The 18,276-nt window shown below is 63.3% G+C and carries 20 protein-coding genes; 9 read left to right on the forward strand and 11 right to left on the reverse strand.

Going from position 1 to position 18,276, the window contains the following annotated elements; genetic code table 11:
• Nucleotides 1–4: 4 nt before the first annotated feature.
• The 3 genes from HBOR_RS02490 to HBOR_RS02500 form a co-directional block, all read right to left on the reverse strand.
• Nucleotides 5–919 carry an MBL fold metallo-hydrolase gene (locus HBOR_RS02490; RefSeq protein ID WP_006055316.1) on the reverse strand — a complete coding sequence of 305 codons (915 nt, stop codon included), beginning with the start codon at nucleotides 917–919 and terminating at the stop codon, nucleotides 5–7.
• A 102-nt stretch (nucleotides 920–1,021) separates the two neighbouring features.
• Entirely contained in the window at nucleotides 1,022–2,011 is a 990-nt protein-coding gene (locus tag HBOR_RS02495; protein WP_013440459.1) for a hypothetical protein, read from the reverse strand.
• A 76-nt stretch (nucleotides 2,012–2,087) separates the two neighbouring features.
• A complete protein-coding gene (locus HBOR_RS02500; RefSeq protein WP_006055314.1) occupies nucleotides 2,088–2,705 on the reverse strand; it encodes an ArsR/SmtB family transcription factor in 618 nt (205 codons plus the stop codon).
• A 198-nt stretch (nucleotides 2,706–2,903) separates the two neighbouring features.
• Here HBOR_RS02500 and serS point away from each other — a divergent pair, with 198 nt between their 5' ends.
• A complete protein-coding gene (gene serS, locus HBOR_RS02505; RefSeq protein ID WP_006055313.1) occupies nucleotides 2,904–4,286 on the forward strand; it encodes a serine--tRNA ligase in 1,383 nt (460 codons plus the stop codon).
• Nucleotides 4,287–4,456: 170 nt separating this feature from the next.
• On the forward strand, nucleotides 4,457–4,726 hold the full coding sequence (locus HBOR_RS02510) for a hypothetical protein (RefSeq protein WP_006055312.1): 270 nt from the start codon (nucleotides 4,457–4,459) through the stop codon (nucleotides 4,724–4,726).
• Between the two features lie 110 nt (nucleotides 4,727–4,836).
• On the opposite strand, the gene HBOR_RS02515 is transcribed toward HBOR_RS02510, so the two are convergent.
• Entirely contained in the window at nucleotides 4,837–5,244 is a 408-nt protein-coding gene (locus tag HBOR_RS02515) for a nuclear transport factor 2 family protein (RefSeq protein WP_006055311.1), read from the reverse strand.
• Nucleotides 5,245–5,384: 140 nt separating this feature from the next.
• On the opposite strand from HBOR_RS02515, the gene HBOR_RS02520 reads away from it, so the two are divergent.
• Nucleotides 5,385–5,900: a DUF367 family protein gene (locus HBOR_RS02520; protein ID WP_006055310.1), complete on the forward strand. Its 516-nt coding sequence runs from the start codon at nucleotides 5,385–5,387 to the stop codon at nucleotides 5,898–5,900.
• Between the two features lie 152 nt (nucleotides 5,901–6,052).
• Complete coding sequence (locus tag HBOR_RS02525) at nucleotides 6,053–7,027, forward strand: NOG1 family protein (protein ID WP_006055309.1); 975 nt, start codon at nucleotides 6,053–6,055, stop codon at nucleotides 7,025–7,027.
• 220 nt (nucleotides 7,028–7,247) lie between these two features.
• Here the strand turns inward: HBOR_RS02525 and HBOR_RS02530 are convergent, their stop codons facing one another.
• The 3 genes from HBOR_RS02530 to HBOR_RS02540 form a co-directional block, all read right to left on the reverse strand.
• Complete coding sequence (locus tag HBOR_RS02530) at nucleotides 7,248–7,994, reverse strand: SIMPL domain-containing protein (RefSeq protein ID WP_006055308.1); 747 nt, start codon at nucleotides 7,992–7,994, stop codon at nucleotides 7,248–7,250.
• A 76-nt stretch (nucleotides 7,995–8,070) separates the two neighbouring features.
• Nucleotides 8,071–9,375 (reverse strand): TIGR00341 family protein, encoded by a 1,305-nt coding sequence (locus HBOR_RS02535; protein WP_275039855.1) that lies wholly within the window; start codon nucleotides 9,373–9,375, stop codon nucleotides 8,071–8,073.
• 183 nt (nucleotides 9,376–9,558) lie between these two features.
• On the reverse strand, nucleotides 9,559–10,272 hold the full coding sequence (locus HBOR_RS02540) for a 5-formyltetrahydrofolate cyclo-ligase (RefSeq protein WP_006055306.1): 714 nt from the start codon (nucleotides 10,270–10,272) through the stop codon (nucleotides 9,559–9,561).
• An 85-nt stretch (nucleotides 10,273–10,357) separates the two neighbouring features.
• On the opposite strand from HBOR_RS02540, the gene engB reads away from it, so the two are divergent.
• The gene (gene engB, locus HBOR_RS02545) at nucleotides 10,358–10,978 is read left to right on the forward strand and encodes a GTP-binding protein EngB (protein WP_006055305.1); all 621 of its coding nucleotides are present in this window, start codon (nucleotides 10,358–10,360) and stop codon (nucleotides 10,976–10,978) included.
• Nucleotides 10,979–11,000: 22 nt separating this feature from the next.
• Here engB and HBOR_RS02550 read toward each other — a convergent pair whose 3' ends face one another.
• On the reverse strand, nucleotides 11,001–11,873 hold the full coding sequence (locus tag HBOR_RS02550) for a DUF3179 domain-containing (seleno)protein (RefSeq protein ID WP_241432357.1): 873 nt from the start codon (nucleotides 11,871–11,873) through the stop codon (nucleotides 11,001–11,003).
• A gap of 241 nt (nucleotides 11,874–12,114) precedes the next feature.
• On the reverse strand, nucleotides 12,115–13,386 hold the full coding sequence (locus HBOR_RS02555; RefSeq protein ID WP_006055303.1) for an NUDIX domain-containing protein: 1,272 nt from the start codon (nucleotides 13,384–13,386) through the stop codon (nucleotides 12,115–12,117).
• Between the two features lie 57 nt (nucleotides 13,387–13,443).
• On the opposite strand from HBOR_RS02555, the gene HBOR_RS02560 reads away from it, so the two are divergent.
• From HBOR_RS02560 to HBOR_RS02570, 3 genes are all read left to right on the forward strand, one after another.
• Complete coding sequence (locus tag HBOR_RS02560) at nucleotides 13,444–13,950, forward strand: metallophosphoesterase family protein (protein WP_006055302.1); 507 nt, start codon at nucleotides 13,444–13,446, stop codon at nucleotides 13,948–13,950.
• An 85-nt stretch (nucleotides 13,951–14,035) separates the two neighbouring features.
• Nucleotides 14,036–14,788, forward strand: a complete 753-nt coding sequence (locus tag HBOR_RS02565) for a coenzyme F420-0:L-glutamate ligase (RefSeq protein WP_006055301.1) — start codon at nucleotides 14,036–14,038, stop codon at nucleotides 14,786–14,788.
• The gene (locus tag HBOR_RS02570) at nucleotides 14,781–15,854 is read left to right on the forward strand and encodes a 5,10-methylenetetrahydromethanopterin reductase (protein WP_006055300.1); all 1,074 of its coding nucleotides are present in this window, start codon (nucleotides 14,781–14,783) and stop codon (nucleotides 15,852–15,854) included. The genes HBOR_RS02565 and HBOR_RS02570 overlap by 8 nt, the downstream gene beginning before the upstream one ends.
• Here HBOR_RS02570 and HBOR_RS02575 read toward each other — a convergent pair.
• Nucleotides 15,802–16,044, reverse strand: a complete 243-nt coding sequence (locus HBOR_RS02575) for a hypothetical protein (RefSeq protein WP_006055299.1) — start codon at nucleotides 16,042–16,044, stop codon at nucleotides 15,802–15,804. The genes HBOR_RS02570 and HBOR_RS02575 overlap by 53 nt on opposite strands.
• A gap of 136 nt (nucleotides 16,045–16,180) precedes the next feature.
• Between HBOR_RS02575 and HBOR_RS02580 the strand changes: the two genes are divergently transcribed.
• Entirely contained in the window at nucleotides 16,181–16,477 is a 297-nt protein-coding gene (locus HBOR_RS02580) for a DUF7573 domain-containing protein (protein ID WP_006055298.1), read from the forward strand.
• A gap of 22 nt (nucleotides 16,478–16,499) precedes the next feature.
• On the opposite strand, the gene mutL is transcribed toward HBOR_RS02580, so the two are convergent.
• Nucleotides 16,500–18,260, reverse strand: coding sequence for a DNA mismatch repair endonuclease MutL (gene mutL / locus HBOR_RS02585; RefSeq protein ID WP_006055297.1), 1,761 nt, complete (start codon nucleotides 18,258–18,260; stop codon nucleotides 16,500–16,502).
• Nucleotides 18,261–18,276 lie beyond the last annotated feature (16 nt).

The raw sequence follows: 18,276 nt of genomic DNA on the forward strand, positions 1-18,276 counted from the left end.
GCTGTTACTCTTGTTCGGCTTGCCAGTCTAAGTAGCCGAGGACGCCGCGCACGTTGAGCTTTTCTTCCTCGCTGGCCTTTCTCTCACCCCACAGGTCGGTCATCTGTGTGTGTTCTGCGAAGTGTTCGATGACTGCGTCGTCGTCGCCGAGTTCCTCGCGTTTCTGCCGGACCGCTTCGACCCACTCGACGAGCGTCCGCTTGTACGACTCCATCAGTTCCTCGCTGTACTCGCACGATCCGAAGTGACCGAAGCAAATCCGCTCGGGGGCGATTTCCTCGATTGTTCGCACGTCGTCCAGACAGGCTTCGAGATCGAACTGCGACGGTGGCGACGTCTGCCGCACTTGCCCGCGTTCCGGCACGTAGATCCCCGCGGCGTCACCGGTGAACAACAAATCGTCCTTCGAGTCGAGGAACATCGTCTGGTGCGGTGCGTGACCGGGCGCGTGAAACACCGAGAGCGTGCGGTCGCCGAGGTCGATTTCGTTACCGTCGGTCAGCGGTTCGATTCGGTCCTCGGGGACGGGCTTGGGCTCGACGTAGAACTCCCACTGATCGCCGACGGCCGCTTTCGTCCCTGCGATGAGCTTTTCTGGGTCGATGAGGTGTGAGACGCCGATCTCGTGTGTCATAACCGTCGCGTTCGGGCACGCATCAGCGAGATAGCCCGCGCCGCCCGCGTGATCGAGATGGATGTGCGTCGGCAGGAGATATTCGACGTCCTCGCGGGCGATGTCGAGTTCGTCCAGCGCATCCAGTAGATGTTCGTGGTTGGTTCCGATGCCGGTGTCAACGAACGCTGGCCGTTCAGCGTCGATGATGTAAACTGACCCGTACATCTCCGTTTCGTACATCCCGGTATCGACGTAGTAGACGTCGTCCGTTCCGGGCACCGCAGTCACGTCGCCGATAGCCATGGCGGATGCGCGATGCGCGGGATGAAAAGCGTTCGGTCCCAGTCGTTTCGCACCGCTCGTTTCGCTTGTCACTCAGCTGTCGCTGTCTGCTCTGATGATCGCTCAGTTGTCCGCGTCAGTGACCGTCTCGTTGTCTGCGTCCGTCGTTTCGTTGCCTGCCTCTTCCGGCGGGACACACGCCATCAGCGTCGATATCGACGCGATTTTTAGCTCGCCACCGTCGGTGACGGAGACGCTCGTCGAGGACGAGTTGCAGTCGAACTGATCGGCACCGACCGATTCGGTCGCCTCCGCTCCCGTCTCCAGCACGGATGCGTCGAGTTGGTAATCCGCGGGTTCAGCGAGAACGACCCGGACGTTCGCCTCGGGTTCGACAGTGTACACGCCGTCGAACCTCACTCGCTCGTCGTCGGCGACGCGAAGCCGAGCCGTCCACGTCTCGTCCGTCGGGTTTCCGAGGAGGACCGCGTGTGGCTTCCGACTCGTGTCTTCTGTGGTGTCCTCACCGATCCGTTCCGCACGCGACTCGCCCGCCGGAACGGTGTCGGTGACGACGCCGGGACAGGCCATGCGCGTCGAGGCGGTCATGACGTCGACCGTTCCATCCGACTGGATGGCAGCGGTCGTCGTCGTCGTGTTACAGTCGAACAGTTCGGGACCGAGTTCGACCGTCTTGGACGTTCCTGACGCCAGCGAAATTGTCGCCTCGTACCGGTCGAGCGCCGTCAGTATCACGGAGACGGACGCGTCTGAGGCGAGTTCGAACTGTTCTTCGAAGCGCGTCTCGTCATCGCTTCCGCGAATCTGTAGCGTTCCGACCTGTGAATCGTCGGTCGCGTTCTTGAACTGGAGACGGTGCGGTTTCCTGAGTCCCGGTTCCGAAAGCGACCCATCGCTGACCGTTCGTGAGACGGTACCCGATCCCGAAACTTGGGTCGGACTCTCTCCGCTCGTCTGGTTGTCGTCTTCGTCTGTCATCGTTCCCGTTCCCGTCTGTTCGGAGCCGTTTTCCTCGCCACCGCGGGCGGTACAGCCGCCGACTGCGGCGGAGAGTGCGATTCCAACCGTTCCGAGGAATGCTCTGCGTTCCATACTCCTCGTCTATCGGGGATACCTATCGTCGTATCCCAGACTCAAAACGGTCTTTGAGTCCTGCCAGTTGGTCGCTCTATTCGGCATCGGTACCCCTCTGAGACGACTGCAAGTACCGGAATCCGACCATGAAGAAGACGGCTATCAAGCCAACCGCTAACACTGCACCTCCTGGACCGAGAGCGAACCCGCGGACGGCCTCGAACAGAGTCGGTTCCGGCGAGAGGGGTGCGCCTCGGGTTGGTCTGACGGGAACGGGTGTCGGCCACGCGACGTGGACGAGGAGACTCGCGACGAGAACGCCGGCGACACCGGCGAGCGAGCGTCGAAGCGTATCCGAGACGGACGACCTCGCTTGATCCGTCTCCGCGTACAGGACGAGTGGGTCGTGTTTCGGACCGTATACGTTCATTTCGCGGCCCTGCGCGGAGTACCACGTCCCGACGGCTTCGACGACCCCCGCCTCCTTGAGTCGGTCCAAGTGGTAGCTCACGTTCTGTACGGACGTGTCCACTGACGAGGCGAGGTCCGACGTCGTCTGTGGTTCCTCGTACACTGCGGCGAGAATCTCGCGCGCGGTTTCCGAGGTGACGACCGAGACGATTTCTTCGGCGTCACTGTCATCGAAAGAGACCAGTCTCGGGTCGGTTCCATCCCCATCAACGGGTGGTTTCAGCGGCAGCAGCGAACTCATCGATACCCCTCTGTCTTTCCTCCGCGCGGTTAGGACTTCCCAACGCTCAAAGGGTTGTTTGCGTCTGTGTCTACGGCGCATACTGCTCCAACCCGCGCGCTCCCGGCCGTCCAGCCGTTCTCGACCGACGCCAGCTTCGAGGCAGCGGTTCGCACAGATGCGACACGGTTTTGCCGCGTCCCACTGAACCGATGGGCAATGATTAGTAGGCAGTTCCTCCGAGAGAACCCGGAGACGGTACGGGAGGCGCTCCGCAGCAAGGGAGTCGATGACGTGGACTTAGACCACATCCTCGAGGTAGACGAGGAGTGGCGGTCGCTGAAGAAACGCGGTGACGACCTTCGACACGAGCGCAACGAAACCTCCTCGAAGATTGGCGAACTGAAAGCCGAGGGGAAAGACGAGGAAGCACAGGAAGCGATCGAGCGCTCGCAAGAACTCAAATCGGAGTTGGCCGAAGTCGAAGACCGCGCGGACGAACTCGAAGCCGAATTGGAGGAGCGACTGCTCGAACTCCCGCAGATTCCCCACGACGATGTGCCTGTCGGTGAGGACGAGTCAGAGAACGTCGAACGCCGCCGCGAAGGGTTCGACGACCTGCGCGAGTTGCCCGACGAAGTGATTCCGCACTACGATTTGGGCGAGGAACTGGACATCCTCGACTTCGAACGCGGTGCGAAGGTCACCGGCGGCGGGTTCTACTTCGCGAAGGGCGACGGCGCGCGCCTCGAACACGCTCTCATTCAGTTCATGATGGATGTTCACCGCGAGCAGGGCTACGTGGACCTGTTCCCGCCCATCCCGGTGAATTCACAATCGATGACCGGGACCGGTCAGTTCCCCAAGTTCACCGAGGACGCCTACCGAATCGGTAAGGCGAACGGGAAGGAACGGGACGACGACGACCTGTGGCTCTGCCCCACGGCTGAGGTCCCCGTCACGAACATGTACCGTGACGAGATTCTCCTCGACGACGACCTGCCGGTGAAGCATCAGGCGTACACGCCGAACTTCCGACGCGAGGCGGGCGAACACGGGACGGAGACACGCGGTATCGTTCGCGTTCACCAGTTCAACAAGGTCGAGATGGTTAACTTCGTCCGCCCGGAGAACAGTTACGAACAGTTCGAGGAACTGCTGGACGAAGCCGAGGAGGTCCTTCGTCGCCTCGAACTCCCCTACCGAATCTTGGAGATGTGTACGGGTGACCTCGGCTTCACGCAGGCGAAAAAGTACGACATCGAGGTGTGGGCACCCGGCGACGACATGGAGGACGGTCCCGAAGAGGGCGGTCGGTGGCTCGAAGTGTCGTCGGTGTCGAACTTCGAGGATTTCCAAGCCCGACGCGCCGGACTTCGCTACCGCCCCGAACGCCACGAGTCGGCCGAGTATCTCCACACGCTGAACGGGTCGGGTCTCGCCATCCCGCGTGTCGTGGTCGCTATCATGGAGTATTACCAGAACGACGACGGCACCGTCACCGTCCCCGAAGCCCTTCGCCCGTACATGGGCGGCACCGAGGTTATCGAGGGCCACGACCCGGTCGGCGAGTCGGCCGTCGGCGCAGGCAAGAAAGACTAACACTCTCGCTCACAAAGCGGGAGTCTCCGATTTAATCGTCCGTTTAGTACCAAAAACGGCCGAAATTCGGCTATAATCGCAGTCACGGCCGACCCCCTACTTTACCCCGTAGAGTGTGCGACGAATATGGTCTACTCGACTGGTCTGATGGGAGTCGGAGGTGCGTCGGTTTGATCAATCCGCACGATGACACGCCGTGGCGGGAGGTCGGCCAGCATCAGTTCGATACGACGGACGAACTCGACGTGACGCTCACGACGACACTCCGTCCGGACGAAACGTCCGCCCCACGATTGCGCGGCATCGACCCCGAAGAGGCCGAACGACTGCTCCGGTCGGCGCGTGAGGCGGGCGTTGATCTCGAAGTCCGCTTTTGCGTCGATGGGCGGCCCGTTAAGATAGATACGAAGGGCGTCGTATCGGTCAAAGACGACTGTTGAGAGAACAGCCGTACTCGTTGTTACTGCCGTACTCGTTGTTACTGCCGTACTCGTTGTTACTGCCGTACTCGTTGTTACTGCCGTACTCGTTGTTCCTATCGTACTCGTCGCTACTTCTCCCGCGCGAACGTCTCGATTCGTCGCACCCGGCCGTTACCCGCTCGCGCTTCGTCGCTGCTCGCATCCGAGTCGCTCTGTCCCGCTCCGACAGTAAACACGTCCACGAATGTGAAGCGGACGTCGCCGTCTGCCCCGAGTAATCGGCCCCGAACGACCCACCCGTCGCCCTCGGTTTGGCGGTAGGTCGCCGTCACGTCGTGTCTCGTGTCTGTTTCCGGGCGGTCGTCCCGCATGAACGAGACGAACGTCTCTCGTCCTGAGAGGGTCTGGTCGGGGCGGTCGTGGACGAACGCGGGCGAGAGTAGCGACGCGAGGCGGTCGTAGTCGCCCGCGTCGATGGCGTCGTAGTAGGCTTCGACGAGTTGCCGTCCCGACGCGGCGGCGTCTTCCGAATGCATACGTTCGAGTCGTGGGGCCGACGACAAGTCGTTGACGGGTCTGGTGCCTGATTCGACGCGGCATCTGGTCCCACGAAACAGCTAGCCACTCGTCCGCTGACGAACCGCTTTTATCGATACGTCGCCGACCACGAACTATCGTGTCCGACTCTCCGTCCCCGAGCCTGCACGTCCGGTACGAGGGTGACGACGACCCGGCGAAGTGTACGGCGCGGAAGTTGGCGAAGTTCGATCTCGCTGAACTCCACCATTCGGACCGCGCGACACCGTACGGCGTCGTTCTCAACCCCCATGCGGAGCGCGCGCTCTCCCCCGAAGATTCCGATACGGGAACGCTCGTCGCGCTCGACTGTTCGTGGGAATCGGCCGGCGAGGCGATGTTCTCGCTTCCCGGCGACCACCGCGCGCTCCCGTATCTCGTCGCGGCAAATCCCGTCAACTTCGGGCGGCCGATGCAACTCACCACCGTCGAAGCCCTCGCGGCCGCCCTCTGTATATTCGGCCGCGACGACCACGCAGAGCGCATTCTCTCGAAGTTCACGTGGGGACACACGTTTCTCGAACTGAACGAGGAACCGCTCAGACGGTACGCCAACTGTGAGGACTCGACCGCTATCGTCGAGGTGCAGCAGGAGTATCTCGACCGCGGCGACTGACCCCAGTCTCCGGAAAATCGAGTGACGAAAGCCGGGTGACCGGATCGACAACCGCAGATGACTGGAGCGCCGGAAGCGGACGACTGACACGTACTGGCGCGCGACGGCCGAACGGACGCGCTTTTACCCCTCGGCCGAATAGAGAGGTCAACATGATTTTCGAGTCCCTCCCGACGACACCGCGGTCGGAGGAGCTTCTCGACAAAGCCTTCTCTCGCGCCGCGCGGTCCGGTCGGGCGAAGTCGGGCCACGAGGCCCAAGAGTCGATGCTCCAGACGGCCTCGTCTATCCTCTCGGACAACTTGGAGAACGTCGTCACGGAGTGGCCCGACTTCGGCACCGTTGACCCGTTCTACTACGAACTGGCCGACGCGATAGTCGATGTTGACGAACTCCGACAGAGTCTTTCTGAAGTAACGTGGGCGAGCCGGCAGATTGCCGAGATCCGTAGCGAATATCTCTCGAAGATGCGGAAAACGGACAAAGACACGGCCCGAAAACACCGAAAGCAGGCGTTCGCCCGGATGGCGGACATCATGGACGAAATCGAAGACGACCTCCTGCAAATCGGCGAGGCCCGCGACTCGCTGAAGGGTCTGCCCGATATTCGCCCGGACGAACCCGCTATCGTCGTCGCCGGCTACCCGAACGTCGGCAAGTCGTCGTTCGTCAACCACGTCACCCGCGCTTCTAACGAAATCGCGCGATACCCGTTCACGACGAAAGGCGTTCAGATCGGCCACTTCGAACGCGACCGAATTCGTTACCAGATCATCGACACGCCCGGCCTGCTCGACAGACCCGAGGAAGACCGAAACGACATCGAGAAGCAGGCCGTCAGCGCCCTCGAACACCTCGCGGATGCCGCTCTGTTCGTTGTAGACGCAAGCGGCGACTGCGGCTACCCACTGGACGCGCAACTCGAACTCCGCGACGCCGTCGAAGCGCGGTTCGCGGAGCGGAACGTGCCCGTACTTACCGTCTGTAACAAGAGCGATCGCTCGACGGACGTTGAGGCGGACTACTACATGAGCGTCGAGAACGAGGAAGGCGTCGAGGAAGTCCTTACGGCGTCAGTCGATGCCGTCGCGTGGAGTCCGGACATCCCGCCTTCGCGGCAGGAATAGTTCGATACGCGCCGTTTTGCGGTTCAAAAGGAAGGGCCGAAGCGAACGGTCCGTCGAGTTGCGGGACCGTCATGCGGGGTCGCAGTGTGGGACCGAATGGTGGAGGGCCGAAGCGTAGGGACGAATGGTGGAGGGCCGAAGCGTAGGGACGAATGGTGGAGGGCCGAAGCGTAGGGACGAATGGGGAGGGCCGAAGAAGGGAACCTGTTTCTCGCGTTGCTTACTCGGCTTCGTACGTCACGGTGACTGTCGCGGACACCGTCACCGGACCGGGTTCGAAGGACGTCCCACTGTTCGCGGCGGGCGTGTCGTACTCCATACGCGGTTCGACAGGGTGGTAGCCGCCAGAGGTGGAGACCGACTGGACGCCCGTGATGGAGAGGTTTGCGGCCGATGCCAGCGTATCGGCATCAGTACGCGCTGAGTCCATCGCCGCGTTCAGCGCGTCGTTACGAAGGTCGGCACGTGCCTCCTCGGAAAGCGTAAAGGAGACGTGCTGGACTTCGTTGGCACCGTTGCCGACGGCAACATCCAGCACCTCACCCGCACGGTCGGGGGACACTTCGATACTGTACGTGTGGACGGCCTCATAGCCGGTTACGTTCCGCTCCTTGCCGTTGTGGTTGTACTGCGCCCTGACGCGGAAGTGCGAAGTCGTCACCGCGTCGTCGGCGACACCTGCTTCGCGGAGGGCTTGCCGCATCGTCTCAGAGCGGTCTGCAACCTGCGCACGGGCCTCGTCCGCGGAGGACGCCGTGGCCGTCACGGCGACGGACAGAACCGCGAGGTCGGACTCGGCTTTCACTTCGCCGTTTCCGGAGACCGTGATGGTTCTCGACTGTGCGTCTGCTGCCTGCTGTGCGGCGTTTGTGCCGCCACCGGACTGTAGCGGTGCGAGACACCCGGATAAGATGACGAGCGTCACGAGTGCAATCGGAAGTGCGAACGTTTTGAATCGGCGTTGCATACACAGATACTCAGCGGCTCAGAGCATCAAGTCAACGTAATCACAAAGAGCTCTTTGACTTATCACAACCTGCCGGTCAGGGCTGGTCAACAGCGACGTACCGCACTTCGACCCGTACGTCGGCACTTCCCAGCGGACCGAACGGTTTCGGCGCGAGTTCGTTGATCCGTGGCCGGATGTCGTCACCGACGTTCGGTGGTGTCTCATCCGGTGGATATCCAACGGTCACGACGACGCGACTCGGCGTCTGGAACGGAAATCCCTCGTACTCTACGTCCATCGAGATCAGGGCGGTTTCCTCGGGAAGTTCGGTCACGACAACGTTCTGCGCCTCCGCCTCGAACGTCGATGTTCGGTGTGTACCGTAGGTGACGCCGACGAGCACCGACGAGAGGATCAGGAGAATCGCACCGAGACCAGCCAGACGCGAGAGCGTCGCTGAGCGGGCTTCCTCCTCGCGGAACCACAGTTGCGGACGGTAGCCCATCTGCCAGAGGACGATGAGTGCAACGAAGTTGATAGAAAGGACGTTGACGAGGACCAACACGAGCGGGCCAATCATCGTGAGCGGTTGTCCCCACGCGATGCTGATGCCGACGACAGCTATCGGCGGTACCAACGCCGCGGCGATCATCACACCGACGAGTGCCGTCGAGACGCCCGAGGAGATGGACATCGCACCTGCGGCACCTGCGCCGAGGGCGATGACTAAGGAAAGCACGTCTGGTGCGAGGCGCTCTCGTACCTCTCCGATGGCGAACACTTCCTCGGCCGTGAGCGGAACGATACCCGAAAACCGGAGTGCGGCGGCAAACAACGACGCCGAACTGATAGCGAGTATTCCGCCGAGTACCTGTAGTTTCACCCCCCGAATCGCCAGTTCTCGATCGTCCACGACGGTCCCGATGCTTGTCGCCATCGCGGGACCGACAAGCGGCGCGATGACCATCGATCCGACGACGACCGCCGGAGAGTCCAGTAGCACGCCAGCGGTTGCGACGACAGCACTCACGACAGCTAAGAGTACGAACGATGGGAGTTGAGGGGCCAACTCCGAGGCGGTGGCGACGAGTTCCTCGCGGGCGATTCGGTCGCCGTTCTCCTTGGTCTCTTCGTACTGCTCTTCGAGCGCCTCGAAGCGTTCGGAGACAACCGTTTCCGCGTCCACGACGACGGTGTAGGCATCGCGCTCGATGCCCACCTCGCGCAGTCGCTCCAAGACGGGTTCGACGGCCGCCGTCGGGAGGGGAAACGAGACGACTGCGGTGTAGTCTCGTCCGCTCGTCTCGTCGGAGACGGCGTAATCGATCCCTTCCTCGTCCAGTAGTTCGAGGACGGTGTTCCGCTTTCCCGTCGGAATCATCACCTGTACGAGTCGCACATCCCAACCTCCCGGTGGGGAGACAAAAATCCCGACGGCCTACTTGTGCGTCTCGGCTGCCTACTCGTGCATCCCGACTGCCTACTCGTGCATCCCGACTGCCACCTCGTTCGTCTCGACGGCTACTCGTGGGTCTCGACGGCTACTCGTGGGTCTCGACGGCTACTCGTGGGTCTCGACGGCTTACTCGCGCAGGCGGTCGAGGACTGGAATCTCCTCGATACGCGCTGCAGAGAGCGCAGACCAGTTTACACCATCGGGCCGCGACTGATCCGTCTCAGTTCGAATCGTCCGCTCTGGCGTACACACGATATCCATCGGCACGTCGTGGTCGGCCGGTGTCACCGCGTCGTCGCCGACGACCTGCACCTCGTGAACCGTCGTTGCAACCGTCGTCTCCGAATCGACCGCTTCTAACTCCGACAGCACGGCGAACTCCAAGTCGCTGTAGCCTTCACCCTTTCCGACGCGCGTCCCCGTCTCCGTGACGGCAACGCTTCCCGACACCACCAGATCGACGTGCGGCACGTCTTTCGGGCCGACGGGGCGGGCGTACTCAGCAGCGTGCGAAACGGTCGGTGCGCGGTCGTACTCCTCCGGTGGAATCTCCGCCGGGTCGAGCGCGAGAAACGGTTTCTTATCGCGGAGGCGCGGCGCGGCGAGGTAGACGGTCTTGCCGTCGTGGAGAGCGCGCCGTCGAAGCGGTAACTGTGGCGAGTCGGGATTGCATTTCAGCACCGACGCTTCGGTGTAGGCGTCCGTCTCGGCGAGGCGTTCGGCGGCGTCTTCGGCACCGACGAAATTCGGGACTCTATCGTGGGGTGGAAACGGGAATCGTGCGATTCCCTCTGCCTCCATCCGGTCCCAGATTCGCTCGCGGAGATCCTGTTTGACCATCTACTCCGTGGTGGTTCGCTCTCGGGTATAAAGTTCCGCAGTCGCCAACGTCAGCGTTAACCCCGGTGACGGCGTCCTCTCCCACATGTTCGAAGACCGCCCGAACTGTCAGGAAGTCGTCCTCGTCGGGCGTTCCAACGTCGGGAAATCGACGCTAATGCGGGAGTTGACCGGCCACTCGAAGTTTACGACGGGAAAGAAACCCGGCGTGACGCGACAACCGAACCATTTCGACTGGAGCGGCGAGAAGTTCATGTTCACTGACCTGCCCGGGTTCGGATTCATGTCCGGCGTCGAGGAACACCGGCGCGAGGAGATCAAGACCGACATCGTCCGCTATCTCGAATCGAACGCCGACGACATCCTCGCGGGTGTCCTCGTCGTTGACGGCAAGAGCGTCGTTGATATCATCGACCGTCACTCCGGCCCGGACGAGATTCCGCACGACGTGGAGATGTTCCACTTCCTGCGCGAACTCGGTGTCCCGGTCGTCGTCGCCGTCAACAAGATGGACAAGGTGGACGACAAGGACGAACGGTTGGACGAACTCTGTGACCGCCTCGGGTTGATGCCGCCGTGGAAGCAGTGGTCGGACGTTATCGCACCCATCTGCGCGAAGCGGGGGAGCATCGACCCGCTCTACGAGTCGTTGCAGACGTACTTCCACGAGCAGAAACGCGACGACCTCTTGAAATTCGTCAGTTAGTCGGCTCTGATTCTGTCGGCTGTCACCTCGGTTGTCGTCGCTCAGCCTCTCTCGCCACTGCCGAGTGCGGCGGCGGGAGTAGCACGTCAGTTTTGGGATGGTCGTCTCGCCACGCGTCCCACGTCGTCACCGTCGAGGGGAGGATATCGAGGCGGGTTCCCGATGCGGACCCACACACCGCGCGTGCGAGGAGCTGACTCCAGTAGCTCTCGGTCGCATCGTCCACGAGCACGAGATTCCCGCTATTTCGGACTTCTGCGTCAGATTCGGTCGCGGATGCGCCGAACGCTCGTCCGTCGAGCACGCTCGCTTCGGTGTAGATGCGCGGCGGTTGCCACAGATGTCCGCTCACGCGGAACGTCGCGGCCTGTTCGTCAACGACACGTTTTGCAACCATCCCCGACTGACAGAGAGGACAGTACGTCACCAACACCGGGCCGTTCAGGTCGTCGTTGACGACTTCGTGCCACCACAGCACCGAGAGCGGATACGCTCGCGCCGCGCCGTCGCGTTCGACGCCGACGACTTGACTTTGGGCAGTGAGTCCGTCACCGACCTCGGCCCCGAGTCGGTACTTCTCGGGAACGCTGATCTCGTCCCAACTCCGTGCGTACGCCGGGCCGACGACAGCGCGAATACCCACGTTTTTGACGGGCGGTCGGTCGCAAAGCGTCCGCGGGAATCCGTTCTCGACCACGTGGTCGGGATTTCTCGGCCCCGGACCGGATTCAAGTTCGACCGTCCCATTCGACTCGGTTCGAGCGTTTCTCGATCCGACTCCAGCGTCCCCGGTCGGTCCCGCACGAGGTGCTGCACACCCGGCTACCAGACCAGCGCAGGCACTCCCGACTAGTGAGAGAACCCGTCGCCGGTCGAATCGGCGCTGGTGAGACACGGTAGACGTTTGTCGGTGACGACAATGACGGCCACGTGGCTGTGCGAAATGTTCGCACCACCCTTCGAATGGAGAACTGTCTCTGCGGTTACGGTTTGAACGGTGGCTCGGGAAAAGTCCTCGTCACAAGGGGCTCAGAGGGGGTAACTGTCGTCACTGCCACCATCCGTGCTTACTCACCAGGCCCTCAAAAGTCCGTTCTTTGCCCTCGAATCGGCGTCGAAGACGAGTCTTCTTCGATTCAGTCCGTCCACGCCGCGTGTTCGGCGTGTTCCACCGCGACGCGCCGCACGGCAGCAGCATCCAGTAGCCCCTTCTCCGTAGCGAGTCCGTCCACCAAGTCGGCAGAGACGCGTTCGAACGTCGGCGCGAACACGTCTACGTCGGCGTCGCCGTCGTACACGGCTTCGTGTGGTGACTCCGCGCACATCTCGTCCGCCGCGTCTCTCGACGCTGTGCCAGCAGGTCGAACTTTGTCGCTGGCGGCGACGACGTAGACAGGGACGCCGGCCGACTGCGCCGCCGACGCAAGCACGCTCGTTCCCGTTTTGTTGACGACGCTTCCGTCCGGATGAACCGCATCAGCACCGACGACGACGGCGTCTACAGCCGTCTCACACCTCGATAACGCTGCCGGAAGCGCCGCTTCGGTTGTAACTGTCACCGCGGCGTCCGTCTCCTCGGCCACTGTTTCGGCCACCGTCACGCCCTCTCGCTCGGGACGGGACTCAGCAGCGAGCAGTGACGTGGGGTCGAGTTTCCGGAGCGCCGCTGAGACGGTTCCGGACCGCGAGAGCGTCGCTACGCCCGACACCTCGGCATCGCGGAGACGACGGACGAGTGTTCGCGCCGCCTTCTCGTCCGACTCGAATGCGGCATCGAGTTCCCGGATTGCGACCGTCGCCACCGATTCGGGTGTTCGCTCGGAAGTCGAGAGAACGTGGTTTACGCGGTTGCAGACAGCGGCCATGCTCGGCCGTGCGTCGCGGAGTTCGCGCCCAATCTTCGCCACTGCCGCCCAGTCATCGGCCTCGATAGCGGCGTCTCGAAGCGCTTCGAGTGCCCGCGCTGAAATCCACGCCGACCCGTGCGTTCGGTCCGTCCGCACGGTTTCAACGGTTGGGGCGACGCGTCGCCACGTCTCCCAGAGGCGCGGGACAGTCGGTCGATTGCGTATCGCGGTCGGGTCCGTCCACGCTATCTCGGCCAGTTCCTCGTTCGTCGTCACCGTTCTCGTGTCCGACTCGAACAGAAACGGATGGACGACGAACGACCCTTCCTCGTCCTCGACTTCGACCGTCTCACCCGCCCGGACGAGTTCGAGGTCGTCCTCTCCCAGACCAGTCTCCTCGCGGAGTTCTCGCCACGCGTCCGCCTCCGCGTCGTCGGGGTCGCCCTCGATGTATCCGGAGATACCCGCCCATCGTCCCGAGTACGTCCCCGTTTCTTCGCTTCGAAGGGTGAGCAACACCGCGCCGCAGTTCCGGACGAAACAGGTGACGACGTGTGCCATACGCTTCGTTCGACCCGCGGGACAACGATTTTTGCGGCATCTGGCGTAGATTTTCACATGCCAGCCGAACTCGCCGTCGTCAGCGACACGCACATCCCCTCCCGCGCAGAGCGAATTCCAGACTGGGTTGCAGAACGGATTCGTGCGGCCGACCACGTCGTCCACGCGGGCGACTTCGATTCGCTGGACGCCTACGACCGGGTGGTCGAACTCGCCGGAGGCGCGGCGAACCTCACCGCCGTGGCAGGTAATATCGACCCGCGGTCGTTCGACCTGCCGGAAGTGACGACGTTCGATGTCGAAGCCGTTCGATTCGTCGTCACCCACGGGTCGGGACCGCGAGCGGGATACCGTGACCGCGTCGCCGCTACGGTCCACGAGGTGGCCGATTCGGACGCAATCAGTATTTCGGGGCACACTCACGAGGTGATGGACGATGTCGTAGACGGTGTTCGACTCCTGAATCCGGGGAGTGCGACGGGGGCTGCGCCGGCCGACGAGACGACGATGTACACGATTACCGTCGAAGGGTCGGATGTGTCGGTCACGCTGCACCGAGAGTGAGCGCGTCAATCGTCGGTGACAACAGTACCGGCCGCACTCACCACCATCGCCCCGCTTTTTAGGTGTCCGGAACCGACCGACGAGCATGGAACTCTTCGCCGTCCCCGACGTGCCGGAGATTCGGCCGGGCGACGACCTCGCGGCGGTCATTCGTGACCGCGCGGACCTCCGCGAGGATGACGTTGTCTGCGTCGCCTCTACGGTCGTCTCGAAAGCCGAGGGTCGCCTGTTCGATCTTGCGGATTTCCCGGCGGGGCCACGCGCCCGCGAGATTGCATCGAATCTCGAAGCCGTTACCGGCGACGAGAAGGACCCACGGTTCGCGCAGGCGGTCCTCGAAGAGAGCGTCGAACTCCTGATGGAGTCGCCGTTCCTGCTGACGGAGACGCGATTCGGACACGTCGGCGTCAACGCCGGTATCGACCGCTCGAACGTTCCCGACAACGACCTGCTGTTACTCCCGAAACGTCCCGCAGAGAGCGCAGAACGCATCCGCGCGGAGATTCCCGCAGACCGCGTCATCGTCACCGACACCTGCGGGCGACCGTTCCGTCACGGACAACGCGGCGTTGCCCTCGGATGGGCCGGGATGAGTGCATCGAGAGACTGGCGCGGCGAGACCGACCGCGACGGCCGCGAACTCGGCGTTACGGTCGAGAGCGTCGTTGACGAACTCGCCGCGGCCGCGAATCTCGTGTCCGGTGAGGGCGACGACGGGACACCAGTGGTCGTCGTCCGCGACTTCGACTGGGGCGACCACGACGGGAGCGACAAACACTTCCGCGAAATCGAGGGCGACTTCGTCCGACAGGCGCTGCGAGGATGGGAACATGAGTGACGACCCGACTCTCGGTATCGAACTCACGCCCGAGCACCCGATTCCCGCGGTCGTCGAACGCGGCGTTCGCGCGGAAAAAGCGGGCTACGACACCGCGTTCGTCTCCTGTCACTACAACAACCGCGACCCGTTCGCCGCCCTGTCGCGGCTTGCGGACGAGACTGAGGAGCTTCGACTCGGACCGGGTGTCGCCAACCCGTACGAGATGCACCCGGTCACGCTCGCCGCGAAGACGGCTACCGTCGCGGAACTCTCAGAGGGGCGCGCCGTCTTCGGTATCGGACCGGGAGACCCCTCAACGCTGCGGAATCTCGGATTGGAAGACGAGCGCGGCCTGCGGTCTGTGCTGGAAGCGTTCAAAGTCGCCCAACGAGTGTGGGACGGCGAGCGCGTCAGCCACGACGGGACGTTCGAGGCGCAGAACGCAGGCGTGAACTTCGACGTGCCCGGCGAGATTCCCGTCTACGTCGGTGGCGAGGGACCGCATATGTGCCGGATGGCGGGTAAACACGCCGATGGCTTACTGTTCAACGGGTCGCACCCGGACGACGTGGCGTGGGCGCGAGCGCGAGTCGAGGAAGGAATCGCGGAGCGGCCAGATGGTGGAGATGCAGGAAACGATGGAGACAGCGGGGACGACGGAGACAGCGGGGACGACGGAAACACCGACACCGCCGACTTCGAACTCCTCGCGTACGCCAGTGTGAGCATCGATTCGGACCGTGAGGCGGCACGCGAGGCGGCCCGACCACCCGTCGCGTTCATCGCGTCCGGTGCCGCCCCGCCGGTCCTCGACAGACACGGGATAGATGCCTCGCTGGCGGACGACATCGGAAAGAAAATTTCGGCAGGGGCGTTTTCGGAGGCGTTCGACCTCGTGACGCCCGCGATGATCGATGCGTTCTCGATGGCTGGAACCCCCGACACCGTCGCCGACCGAATGGCCGCCGTCTTCGAACACGCAGACGGCGTGGTAGTCGGGTCGCCCCTCGGTCCGAACCCGGACGAGGCGATTACGCTCGCCGCCGACGCGACGCGTCGGGCGCGCTCGCACCGAAGCCGCTGACGCTGTTCAGTGCCGCACCGAGGACGAAGTAGCCCAGAGCGAGGCTGGCGGCGGTGACGAACGCGGCTCCGAAGAGGAACGAGAGGGCACTGATTGGGCCGACGCCGAGGAACACGTCGAAAATGAACGTGAGCACGAGTCGGACAATGCTCGTGACCAACTCTATGACGAAGTCGATGAGTGTGACCATAGACCCCCTTCGGAGTCCCTCTACTTGTGTGTTGAGGATTCGCACTACTCCTCGGCCACAGCGGCCTGCAGTTGCAGACGCTTCCTGTCGGCTCCCGGTCGGTACGGCTAAGAGTGACCGTTCACATCAGGGAACCGTGACGACAGACCGCTCGCTGGACGAGTTCGTCGGCGGCGACTCGTCTGCTGAGTCTGAAACTGATACGGCGCAATCGGCCGAAACGAACGATGAGGCGGACGAGAACGCGCCCGACAGCAGCGTACAAACGGACACGCTCGAAGACGGTGACTCCGGTACCGTGTCTCCCGCAGTTGGTACCTACCGCTGGGACCCTGACGGAGTCGAGTGCCCCACCTGCGGCGAGATGGTCGAACGCTTGTGGCTGGACGAGGACACGGACGCACAGGTCTGCGCCGACTGTAAGGCGTGGTAGCCGGCGCGGTCAACGCAGCCCATCATCCCATTCGCGTCGAACGTCGCTCGAACCCGCGGACGAACGTCTCCTCTTCGATAGACAGCACCGTAGGTCGTCCGTGCGGACACGCGTATGGCTGTTCACACGACCCGAGTCGCTCGACGAGTCGCGTCGCTTCCTCGGTGTTCAACGCGTCGCCCGCTTTCAATGACGGGTGACAGGCGAGGTCTTTTAGCAGTCGATCCGTGGCATCGCCCGGCGTCTCCCCGCCACGAAGTGCATCCAGCGCGTCGCGGACGCTCTCGGGTGCCGCGGCCCGCCCCATCGGTGCGGGCACGCCTCGGACGCGAACGGTGTCCCCGCCGAATGAGTCGAGTTCGTAGCCGAGGTGGGCGAGTTCGTCACGCCACTCCGCGGTCGCGGCGGCCTGCGCGGGCGACAGCGAGACTGTCGCGGCCGGGTCGATGGGTATGGATTCGACTGCGTTGACTTCTCCCGCTCCGACCGCCGCTCGCAGGCGTTCGTAGTTCACGCGCTCGTGGGCGGCGTGGTGGTCGATGACGAGCAAGTCGTCGTCGGCTTCACAGAGGAGATACAGATCACGGAACTGGCCGATGACGCGCACGCCGTCGAAACGGGATTCCTCGCCGTCAACCGGCTCCAGTGTCGAGTCGAGATCCATCGCCACGTCCTCACTTCGGCGCAGATCAGCCGTCGAGAGGGCGTCGTGGACCGCCTCGCGGACGGTTCGTTCGACCGCTCGTTGTGCCCGGAGTCGTACTTCTCGCTTCGCTGGGTGGACGTTGTGGTCACACCACGGCGGCGGGAGCGAGACACTGACGACGGCGACGGGCGCGCGGCCGTCCGGCAGTACGTCACCGTAGCCCGCGACGACGGCGCGCCGCAGCGGCTCCGACGGGAATGCACGACCGTTCACAGCGGTGTAGATGTGATCGCGCCGGGAGCGTGTGACCGACGGATGCGCGAGGAGGCCTTCGACGCTGACGGTGACTGTCTCGCCGTTGTCCGTTATCTCGCGCTCGCTCTCGAATGTGGAACTCCGGCCGGCCACGTCGCGGTCGTAGACGCCGAGGATGGCGTCAGCGTAGTCGCCGCTTCCGGACGTGGAGAACACTTCGCGTCCGCCGCCGTCGGGCGACTCCCCGCCCGTCTCGTGGACGAGCGAGAACGCCACATCGGGTCGGGTGAGGGCGTACCGCGAGACGGCGTCGGAAACGCGCGCGAACTCGGCGCGCGAGGACGCGAGCGACTGCCTGCGGGCGGGTATCTCGGCGAATAGATCACGGACTTCGACAGTCGTCCCGCGCGCTCGACCGATGGGTTTGACGTGCTTCTCATCCTCGGCGACGACGACGCGTGTCCCGCGGGTACCGCCGTCGTTCGTCACGAGTTCCAGTGTCCCAGCGGCGGCGATGCTCGGCAGGGCTTCGCCCCGGAATCCGAGCGTCGAGACCGTTTGTAGGTCGGCGGCGTCACCGGATGAAGTCCGGTGGCCTTCCGAGGTTCCCTCGGCGACGTCGCCGAGTTTGCTTGTCGTATGGCGTTCGACGGCGAGTGCGGCGTCGGTCTCCGACATCCCGCGGCCGTTATCCCGGACTCGTAGGAGGTCCGTCCCATCGCCGACGACGGTCACTTCGACGCGCGTCGCCTCGGCATCGAGCGCGTTCTCTACGAGTTCCACTACCGCGTCTTCGGGGCGTGTTATCACCTCTCCGGCGGCGATGCTCGCAACCGTCTCCTCGTCGAGTTTTCGAACGCGTCTGTCGGTCTCTGTCGTCACAGTTTATCGGTCGCTG

The organism is Halogeometricum borinquense DSM 11551 (genome assembly GCF_000172995.2).
GTDB lineage: Archaea > Halobacteriota > Halobacteria > Halobacteriales > Haloferacaceae > Halogeometricum > Halogeometricum borinquense.